Source organism: Thermoplasmata archaeon, from assembly GCA_035632695.1.
GTDB lineage: Archaea > Thermoplasmatota > Thermoplasmata > RBG-16-68-12 > RBG-16-68-12 > RBG-16-68-12.
In genome coordinates this window covers 1-9,472 of record DASQGG010000083.1, presented here as the reverse complement: position 1 = coordinate 9,472, position 9,472 = coordinate 1, and the positions used below count along the sequence as shown (strand labels likewise).

The window sequence follows — 9,472 nt, the reverse complement described above, 5'->3', positions numbered from 1 at the left end:
GGTCTCGGGTGGACCAGAGGTTCGCGGCCGCGGGGCCGCCCTCCATCCTCGGAAGGAGGACGGGCCGGTTGGGATGGGCCAAGAAGTGCCGCGTGGCCTGGATCTCGCGGCGTACGGGCTCCTCAATCGTCACCACATCGGCGGCGAACTTGTTTAGCCACTCGCGCATCGCCATGGACAGTCCCGCGCGCGGTATGCCGGGGACGCGATAGAAACCTTTGCGGGCTCACGTCCAGTTGTAGACCGTGATGGGCTTCTGGCGCCGATAGAGCGCGAGCAGGATTCGGTCCCCCGCCTCGGGTCGCACGTACTCGACCCGGAGGGGCGAGCCCTTGGCCCGGCGGAGCTTGAACCAGTAGTCGGGGGGCTTAGCCTTCATGAGCGGATTCTGCCAATGACGGTGGGCTTCAATGGTCAGGATGTCCGTCATCGGGATCGCGCGGGAGCGACCGTTATACCGGATGCGGAGGACGTCGGGACCGATGTCGATCCGGGAGACGCTCAACGCCCACGCCTCAACGACGAAGAGGGCCGCGACTCCAAGGTAGAACCATCCGACCGGGACCATCCAGCGGGGGAATCCGGCAAGGTATCCGATGCCCACGATCGCGAACAACAGGGCCAAGACCAAGAGGGGCGAGCGGACCCAGGATGGCCACGCGCCCGCACGGGAATCGCGATTCCGGATGGTCTCCCCGGCTGCGGACACCCTGGCACCCCCGGCATTGGAGCGGCTTCCGTGGTCATAAAGCCTACCCGCATTCGCCCGGCCCGCAGGCTACGGCGGCCAGATGGGCGGCGGGCTTCGATCCGGCGGAGCCGCTCCCGGGGGCTCCAGCGCTAAGGAGGGTCGGGGCCTCAACACCAGGAGGGCTGCGGCCGCGGCGCTCGCGATGCCGGCGCCCACGAGGCCGAACGCGAGTGGGCCGAACTCCAGGGGCGGCGGGGCCGTCTGTCCTCCAGGCGGCGTCGTGCTCGCGCTCGTGACCCGCATGGGCACGTCGAGCCCACCGCCGCCGCCCGAGAGCTGCGGCGGCGTCACGTTCGCCGCGGCAAGTCGAATCGTGTGGTTGCCCACGCCCGACGCCACGAACGCCGGGAGGGCGAGCGTCACCCCCGACGCGGGCGGGAGGGATTCGGCCAACGGAGCGCTGCCGAGGGCGGCCATGCTCCCGTTGGGCCGTACATCGCGTGCATCGACGCTCGCCGTCACCGCGGCGCTCGTCCCGCGGTTCCACAGGATCACCCTCAGGCTGACGGTATCGCCTTCCTGGGGATGGGCGGGGTCCAGGAGACCCGCGAGGATCTGGAGCTGGGGTCCCGTTGGTGGCGGAGGCGGGCTCGAGGACGCCGCCACGCTCATGGTGAGGTTGAGGATGCCGCCTCCGGGGTACGTCTCGGGCGGGCGGACGTCACCTACGCGGATCTGGAGGAGGTGGTCGCCCGCGCCCGCGGCCCGGAACGGACCGAAGACCAAGGCGACCACGTCCGAGGGCGACAACGGCGACGGGAGGGAGAGTTGTCCGAGCGACGCCGCGGTCCCGTTGGGACGGAGGTCCGTGGCGGTCACGGTGGCCGAGTCGGCGGTCGCGGTCCCGCGATTCACGAGGACCACGGTCAGGTTCACGGAGTCGCCCTCGACCGGGTGGGCCGGGGCGACGTCGGCGATCGCGGGCCGGAGGTCGGGCGCGCGAGGCGGCGGCGGGAGCACGTGGACCCTCACGGACGCCGAGCCTACGTGGTCCTCGGAGTCCCGCACCTGGACCGAGGCGGTGTAGTTGCCCGATGCCGTGTACGCGTGGGTCGCGTTCGAGGACCGTTGCCAGTCCGTACCGCTGCCGTCCCCGAAGGCGAAGCGGAAGCTCAGGTGGGCGCCGCTCGCGTCCTCGTGGTTGTCGTGGACCGTGGCGTGGAAGAGGACGGTCTGGTCGACGAGCGCGTTCGTCGGCGTCGCGGTCAGGGTGACCTCGAGTCCCTCGGGGACTGCCGCAGCGAGGGCGAGCATGCTGAAGGCCACGGCCCACACCGCAAGAGCAATCGCCGCACGCCGGCGGAGGGCGACGGTCGTCCTCCGGGAACCCACGGCCCCGAAGCCCCTGCGCGTCGCTTAAAGATTCGTCCTCACGGTCATGCATCCCCGTCACGGCCCATCCCAATCCTCCCGCCAGAAGTCTAAATAGCCGCACCCGGTTCGCATTCGCGTGCCCGCCGAGTCCGCGCGAAAGTACGCGCTCCAGAACGCGGTCCTCCATGGCGGCAAGGCCGAGGCGAAAGCCGTCCTGGGTAAGCTCCTTGCGGAAGACGCAGCCCTCCGCCCTCGGGCGAGGGAGCTCGCCGCCGAGGTCGAGCGCGTGGTCGCGGAGGTCAACGCGCTGTCCGCCGAGGCGCAGAAGGCCGCGCTCGCCGCGCTCGCGCCCGAGCTCCTCGAGAAACCGAAGGGCGAGACGGGTCCCAAGGAGCTGCCGCCCCTCCCCGGCGCCGTGGACGGCGCCGTGGTGTGCCGCCTGGCGCCATACCCCAGCGGTCCCCTGCACATTGGCAACGCGCGGGCCTTCCTGTTGAACGACGCGTACGCGAAGCGCTACCACGGTCGGCTCATCCTCGCCTTCGATGACACGATCGGCTCCGAGGAGAAGCCCGTCCTCCCGGAGGCGTACGACCAGGTCAAGGAGGGCTTGGACTGGGCCGGGGTCACGTACGACGAGGTGCTGTACAAGAGCGACCGCATCCCCCTGCACTACGAGTGGGCGGGGAAGCTCCTCGAAGTGGGCGCCGCGTATGCGTGCACGTGCGACGCGGAGACCCTGCGGAGGAATCGGGAGGCCGGGAGGGCGTGCGAGCACCGCGACCAGGATGCCGACGAGACGATCGCGATCTGGAAGGCCATGCTCGACGGCGAATACGACGAGGGCGAGGCGGTCCTGCGCCTCAAGACGAGCATGCAGGACCCGAACCCCGCGTTCCGGGACCGCGTCCTGTTCCGTGTCTCCCTGCGCGAGCACCCTCGCGTCGGCACGCGGTACCACGTCTGGCCCATGCTCGAGTTCTCCTGGGCCGTGGACGACCACCTTCTCGGCGTGACCCATGTGATCCGCGGGAAGGACCTGGTGATCGAGGACGAGATGGAGACGCGGCTCTGGGACCTCTTCCGGATCGAACGGCGGCCCGTGTTCGTCCATTTCGGCATCCTGCGCTTCAAGGACCTCGAGCTGTCCAAGTCCCGGTACCGACGGGAGATCGCCGAGGGGCGTCTCACGGGGATCGACGACCCGCGCACCTGGTCCCTTCAGTCCTTGCGGCGCCGCGGCATCCGGCCCGCGGCCCTCCGAGAGTTCGTCCTAGACTTCGGTCTGAGCCTGGCCGACATCGAGGTGGCCGCGGAGACCCTGTACGCCGCGAACCGCAAGCTGATCGACGAGCATGCCAACCGCTACTTCTTCGTCCCCGAGCCCGTGGTTATTGAGGTCCACGGCCTCCCGCCGACGGAGGCCGTCCACCCGCCGCTCCATCCGGACTTCCACGGCCGCGGAACCCGCACGGTCCCCGTGGGCCCGAAGGTTCACGTGGCCCGGGAGGACTTCGACCGGTTCCGCGGGCAGGAGGTGCGGCTCAAGGACTTCTGCAACGTCGTCCTGGACCACCGCGCGACGTTCGTCTCCCTGGAGAACAAGGACATCCCGAAGATCCAGTGGGTCTCCCATGGCGGAGTCGAGACCCACGTCGTCATGCCCACGGGCCTTGAGTCTCGAGGCCTCGGGGAGCCCGCGGTGGCCGGCCTCAAGGTGGACGACGTGGTCCAGTTCGAGCGGGTCGGGTTCGCGCGGATCGATCACGTGAGCCGGTCCGAAGTCCGTGCCTTCTTCGCGCACCGCTAGATCGGTCGCCTCCCATGGGGATGCGGCCCGAACCTGTACGGGCAAGGTTCTTTGCGTCCGCCGCAATCCCACGAGAAGGACTGTCCCATGGACCTTCGCCGCCTCGCCATGCCTCTCCTGGCGCTCGCGTTCCTCTCCCTCGTGCTGGGTATCTGGGCCGGCCTCGTGCGCGTGGGATGGCCGTGGCCCTCCCTGACTCCGGAGTTCTGGCTCGCGCACGGACCGCTCATGGTCTCGGGGTTCGTCGGGACGCTGATTGCCGTCGAGCGCGCAGTGGCCCTCGGACGTCGATGGGGCGTCGCCGCGCCGGTCCTCACCGCTGCGGGGGCTCTCGTCCTGGTCGCGGTGCCCCACTGGGTCGGTCCCCTCCTCATCGTCCTCGGCAGCGCCGTGCTCGCGGTCCTCTTCGCGGACGTCCTCCACCGACACGCGACTCCGTCGACGGCCGTGATGCTCCTCGGCGCCGCGGCCTGGGTCGTGGGGAACGCCCTCTGGCTCGTATCGTATCCCAACCTGGACGTGGATGCCGTGATTCTCTGGTGGATGGCGTTCCTCGTCCTGGTCATCTCCGGGGAGCGGCTTGAGCTCAGTCGCGTGCTACGCCTCCCGTGGGGCGCGCACGGGGCCTTCCTCCTCCTCGCCGACGCGGTCGTGGTCGGGGCCGCTTGGAGCGCATTGGACCTCGGTGCGGGGAGCATCCTCGCCGGACTCGCGCTCCTCGGTGTCGCGGCATGGCTGCTTCGGTTCGACATCGCGAGAATCCAGATTCGCCAGCGGGCGCTGAGGCGGTTCATCGCCGCGGCCCTCCTGCCCGGCTACGTCTGGCTCGGTCTGGGCGGGCTGTTCGTGGCCCTGTCGGGTCTCGCCCCCTTCCCGCTGATCTACGACGCGGAGGTCCATGCGGTCTTCCTAGGGTTCGTGATCTCCATGATCTTCGCGCATGCCCCCATCATCTTCCCCGCGGTGCTTGGACTGCCCCTCCCGTACCGGGCGTGGTTCTACGGGCACCTCGTCCTCCTGCACGTCGGACTGGGATTGCGGATCGCCGGAGACTTGGCCACGGCCGAGCCGATCCGGCGATGGGGTGCCCTCCTCAACGGTGCGGCCTTGGTCGGGTTCCTCTTCGCGACCGGAGCGGCGGTTGGGATCGGGAGGCGGGAGGCCCGGTCGGTCCCCGGCTGAGGGGTCCACCCGGCCGGACCTCCCCCCGCCGTCGCACGACGGCGCTTTACTCATAGAGGAATGGTCGCGCTCGCCCCCGTTCGTCCCCCGAGTCGGCCGGAAGGGCTATGGCGGGGACGTGGCTACGTTGAGCGGTGACGGTCTCCGCGAGGGTCGGGTCCCTCAGGAACCTCGGAAAGGTCCGCACGGAGGCGGGCACGTAGCGAAGGGTGGTCATGGATGCCTTGGATGTGGTATGGGTCCACTTGGTGGGTAGGGTGGGTCGTGACAGGTTGCACGTGCATCCTGTACAGCGTGCTGGTCCTTGCTTTGCCTGGCATCTTTGCGGTTCAGAACCCTATTTGCGGGTCCTCGTTGCTCTGGGGGTTCGTTGGCGCTGTGGCGGTCGGGCTGGGTTTGTGGGGGGGTAGACGCTCCGGCTGGAGAGTCCATGATTCGAAAGGCGACCCGAAAATCGAGTAGGAAATCTCGAAGCAGTAGGCAGCGATAGCAGATTGGCCTTGACCAACTCAGCGACTGGCTTGCTCACCGAAGCTTCCGCTTCGAAGGAGATGTTGTCATCTTAGGTCTGCTCCCACCGGGTGTACAAAAGCCAGTCTCAAGGAGCCAAGTAACCATCATGAGACAGTCCCTCCTCGGGCTGACGAGTGAGCTGAAAGGCTTCATGCCGATGTTCCTTCTACACGACATTGCGCGTGGTCCGACCGAGCCCTCAACGTGAACTGGGCGACCCTTCGGAACGTTCAGGCGCCAGCTGATACCTCTTCTCGAGTGAGCGGCAATCTGGAGGGCCATTGGTACTATCTCGCCGAGACAACGGGTCCCCCCGGATTTGAATCAGACCCGGGAAAAGGGAAAGGGAGGAGGGCCGTCCGGTCCTCCTCGTGCGGGGACAGCCACCGATGCCCGAATCGGTCAACGTTGTCCTTTAGATTCGGTTTCCTCCATAGGATGCGAATCCGCACGGATTCGAACCCGGGACGAGGCCCGACGGACCGGGAGATCCGTGCCCACCGGTCAACCTTTTCTACCGAAGCCCCCTTCCGAGCCCCATGGTCCGCTTTGCCAAGCGCGTAACCTCCATCGAATCCTCTCCGACCGTTCGCTTGAGCAATCTGGTCACGGAGATGAAGGCCCGCGGTGAGGAGATCCTCTCCCTGTCCGTGGGCGAGCCGGATTTCCCGACCCCCACGCACATCGTCGAGGCGGCCAAGAAGGCGCTCGACGAGGGATTCACGAAGTACACCTCCTCCGTGGGCATCCGGGAGCTCCGGGAGGCCATTGCGGAGAAGTCCGGGAAGGAGAATCGCATCCCCGCGAAGCCGGAGAACGTCCTCGTGTCGCCCACGAAGCATACGCTCTACATGACCTGCATGGCCCTCCTGGAGGCCGGAGACGAGGCGATCATCCCGGACCCGGGATGGGTGTCCTACGGTCCCATGGTCGTCTTGGCGGGCGCGCGCCCCGTGCCCGTGCGGGCCGCGGACGAGGAAGGGTTCGTCCCGACCGCGGAGGCCGTTTCGGAGCAGATCACGCCCCGCACGCGGCTGATCATCCTGAACTCCCCCTCGAACCCGGCAGGCTCCGTGTACCCGCGTGCGACGATGAAGGGGATCGCGGACCTCGCCCAGGACCACGACCTTGTCGTCGTGAGCGACGAGATCTACGAGAAGATCCTCTACGAGGGCGAGCACGTGTCGCCCGCCTCGCTGGACGGCATGTTCGACCGCACGGTCACCGTGAACGGGTTCTCCAAGACGTACTCCATGACGGGATGGCGGGTCGGGTGGCTCGTCGCTCCGCCCCCGATCTTCAAGGAGATCTCCAAGGTCCAAGAGCACACGATCACCTGCGCCACCGCGTTCGCGCAAAAGGCCGGCGTCGCGGCCCTGCGCGGCCCGTCCGAGCCTCTCCGGAAGATGGTCGCCGAGTTCCGCGCGCGGCGCGATCTGATATGTGCCGAACTCGCGAAGATCGACCAGGTATCCACGTTCCGTCCCGGGGGCGCGTTCTACGTCTTCCCGAAGTTTGATGTGCCCCTGGAGGATGCCGCGCTCGGAGAGAAGCTTCTCAAGGAGGCCAAGGTCGCGATCACCCCTGGGAGCGCGTTCGGCGAAGCGGGCGCGGGCCACGAGCGGCTCTCCTACGCGGCGTCGAGGGAGACGATCACGGAGGCCGTCCGCCGAATCGGCGAGGTCGTCGCGAAGCTCTAGGCTCACTTCGCGCCGTGCTTCCGGAGCCAGTCCACGATCTCCGGGTGCTTGTACTCCTCCGCGAGGGAGACCGCGGTCTTCCCTTGTTCGGTCTCCTGGCTCAAGTCACCGCCGTGGGCAAGGAGGAGTTCCAGGATCGGGATGCTGCCGTTCGCGGCGGCGACGAGCGTCGGGGTCAACCCGCCCTGGTACCAGTAGTTCGGGTCCGCCCCGGCCTTCACGAGCCGCTCGACGACGTCCCGATGCCCTGAGGACACGGCGCCGGGGAGCGCCGTGAAGCGGCCGCGGTTCTTGCCAGCCTGGTTCACGTCGGCACCCTTCGCGAGCAGGTAGTCCACGACGGCCGGGTGACCCAGGAACGCGGCCAGGGCGAGCGGCGGAAATCCGTCCGCCGAATAGGAGGCCACGGCCTTCGGGTCCGCCTCGACGAGTTGCTTCACCCGGGCGAGGTCGCCCACCGTGGCCGCGGCGTGGACGTCGAGCACAGGTCTCGCCGCGAGGATGGCCTTCGAGACGTCCGCGTGGCCGTGGTACAGGGCGAGGACTGCGGCGTGGACGCCCTCGGAGGTCCGTGTGTCCTTGAGGTCCGGTTGCGCCTTCAGGAGGCTCTTCACCTTCGTGAGCTCACCCGCCTGGACCGCCTTCAGGAACTCCTCGGACATGGCGAGGCCCCACGTCGCGCGTGGGCTATAACGGTTTTCGGGAATCCGAAGGGCCCGGGGCACCGCGAGCTTCCAGGATCCCCACGACGTCTTCGTGCCCACGGGCTCGGGCCATGCCCAACGGCGTGTCCGCGCCCTCGCGCCCGGCGGCCATCACGGCCCCGTGGTCCAACAGGACCTTGACCGCGTCCGGCTGCCCGAAGTACGCTGCGAGGCCTAGCGGGGTGAACCCCTGTGCGTCGGGCTCGTTCACGCGCCGGCGTGATTGCCCAAGGATCGTCTTCAGTCGCCCGGCGCGGCCAAGTGCCGAAGCCTCGTACAGGTTGAGCTCGTCTTCGTTCACGTGCTCCAAGATTGCGGCTAGAGCGGATACCGCATCCTGGTGCTTCGCGGTCAGGACGAGCGTGCCCTCGGGCGTCCGCATGCGTCGGAGGAACGGGTTGCGGCCGAGGACCGCTCGCACCCTTGCGGCATCGTCGGCCTTCACCGCGGCCAAGAGTTCGTCCGCATCTGCCAACGCCGCTCACCCGGAAGGTCCCGGATGACCGTGCGGTTCAAAAATCTGCGCGCCTAGCGAGGGCGTTCCGCGGGTTGAGAGAAAAGGGAAGAAAACGGAAAGGGGAAGGGGTAGGCCCCGTACGGGGCCTACGTGCTCACTGCACGACCTGGGTCTCGCCGCACGACGGGCACATGACCTCGATGGGCCGCTTGCTCGTCGTGATCTCGATGGACGCGCCGCAGTGCTTGCATGCGACGGACATCGGTCCGGCGGCCTGCTGGCTCGGTCCGCTGGGCGGCGGGGGCGGCGGGGTGCTCGGCTTTCCCGTCCCCGCGATCGGGGGCGTGCGGCCCATGCCCGTCCGGCGCCACAGGAGGATCACGGCCAGGAGGAGCACGACGAACAGCAGGGTGATCAGGATGTCGAAGAGCGGCACCCCGCCGATGTCCGCCACGAGCGGGTTCACGGCGCCCACGTGGACGATCTCGTACACGGAGGCACCCGTGTTGCCCTCCGAAATGTACAGGAGGATGTTGCCCGTGGGCGTGTTCCCAGGCACCTGGAGCGTCAGGGTGCCCGTCGGCGTGGAGGCGTCTACGTACCGGAACGTGACTCCGTACAACTGGAGGTAGAAGTGGTACGAGGACGGGAGCACGGACACGCCCCTTGTGCTGACCGTGTACGTGATCGTCATCGTGTCTCCGGGGTTGTAGCTGGACTTGTCAAAGCTCACGGACAGGAAGTACCCGTCCGCGCGGTACGCGGTCGCCGTCGCCTGCACGGCCCGCCCATTCTGGCTCGCGGTGACGAGGAACACATACCGGCTGCTCGACGGGCTCGGCGTCGTGAAGCTCTTCGTCGCGGAGCCGTTGCCGGAGGCCACCACGGAGCCGCTCGCGTCCTGGACCGCCCAGACGTACGTCGGACTCGTGATCAGGGTCGAGGTGAGGGAGGCGGTCGCGGTGATCGTGTCGCCCGCGTTGAACTGGGTGTGGTCCAAGGTCAGGGAGAGGTAGCCGAAGGAGACCTGGGCCGTCGCGC

At 68.1% G+C, this 9,472-nt stretch carries 8 protein-coding genes; 3 read left to right on the top strand and 5 right to left on the bottom strand.

Annotated features, from left to right (window positions below):
* Positions 1 to 226 precede the first annotated feature (226 nt).
* On the bottom strand, positions 227 to 709 hold the full coding sequence (locus tag VEY12_06150) for a hypothetical protein (GenBank protein HYM39709.1): 483 nt from the start codon (positions 707 to 709) through the stop codon (positions 227 to 229).
* Positions 710 to 778: 69 nt separating this feature from the next.
* Positions 779 to 2,083 carry a PKD domain-containing protein gene (locus VEY12_06145; GenBank protein HYM39708.1) on the bottom strand — a complete coding sequence of 435 codons (1,305 nt, stop codon included), beginning with the start codon at positions 2,081 to 2,083 and terminating at the stop codon, positions 779 to 781.
* A gap of 118 nt (positions 2,084 to 2,201) precedes the next feature.
* Between VEY12_06145 and VEY12_06140 the strand changes: the two genes are divergently transcribed.
* The 3 genes from VEY12_06140 to VEY12_06130 all read left to right on the top strand — a co-directional run bounded on the left by VEY12_06140 (position 2,202) and on the right by VEY12_06130 (position 7,270).
* A complete protein-coding gene (locus VEY12_06140; protein HYM39707.1) occupies positions 2,202 to 3,875 on the top strand; it encodes a glutamate--tRNA ligase in 1,674 nt (557 codons plus the stop codon).
* Between the two features lie 87 nt (positions 3,876 to 3,962).
* Positions 3,963 to 5,057: a hypothetical protein gene (locus VEY12_06135; GenBank protein ID HYM39706.1), complete on the top strand. Its 1,095-nt coding sequence runs from the start codon at positions 3,963 to 3,965 to the stop codon at positions 5,055 to 5,057.
* A gap of 1,052 nt (positions 5,058 to 6,109) precedes the next feature.
* Complete coding sequence (locus VEY12_06130; protein HYM39705.1) at positions 6,110 to 7,270, top strand: pyridoxal phosphate-dependent aminotransferase; 1,161 nt, start codon at positions 6,110 to 6,112, stop codon at positions 7,268 to 7,270.
* A 2-nt stretch (positions 7,271 to 7,272) separates the two neighbouring features.
* Here the strand turns inward: VEY12_06130 and VEY12_06125 are convergent, their stop codons facing one another.
* From VEY12_06125 to VEY12_06115, 3 genes are all read right to left on the bottom strand, one after another.
* Positions 7,273 to 7,932 carry an ankyrin repeat domain-containing protein gene (locus tag VEY12_06125; GenBank protein HYM39704.1) on the bottom strand — a complete coding sequence of 220 codons (660 nt, stop codon included), beginning with the start codon at positions 7,930 to 7,932 and terminating at the stop codon, positions 7,273 to 7,275.
* 25 nt (positions 7,933 to 7,957) lie between these two features.
* Complete coding sequence (locus tag VEY12_06120) at positions 7,958 to 8,449, bottom strand: ankyrin repeat domain-containing protein (protein ID HYM39703.1); 492 nt, start codon at positions 8,447 to 8,449, stop codon at positions 7,958 to 7,960.
* A gap of 136 nt (positions 8,450 to 8,585) precedes the next feature.
* The coding region (locus VEY12_06115; protein ID HYM39702.1) for a hypothetical protein at positions 8,586 to 9,472 on the bottom strand (887 nt) is incomplete at its 5' end.

What these genes read in the sequence shown, in the direction of transcription:
- VEY12_06135 (HYM39706.1), top strand. Translation starts at nt 3,963, where the DNA reads ATGGACCTTCGCCGCCTCGCCATGCCTCTCCTGGCGCTCGCGTTCCTC.
- VEY12_06130 (HYM39705.1), top strand. Translation starts at nt 6,110, where the DNA reads ATGGTCCGCTTTGCCAAGCGCGTAACCTCCATCGAATCCTCTCCGACC.
- VEY12_06125 (HYM39704.1), bottom strand. Translation starts at nt 7,932, where the DNA reads ATGTCCGAGGAGTTCCTGAAGGCGGTCCAGGCGGGTGAGCTCACGAAG.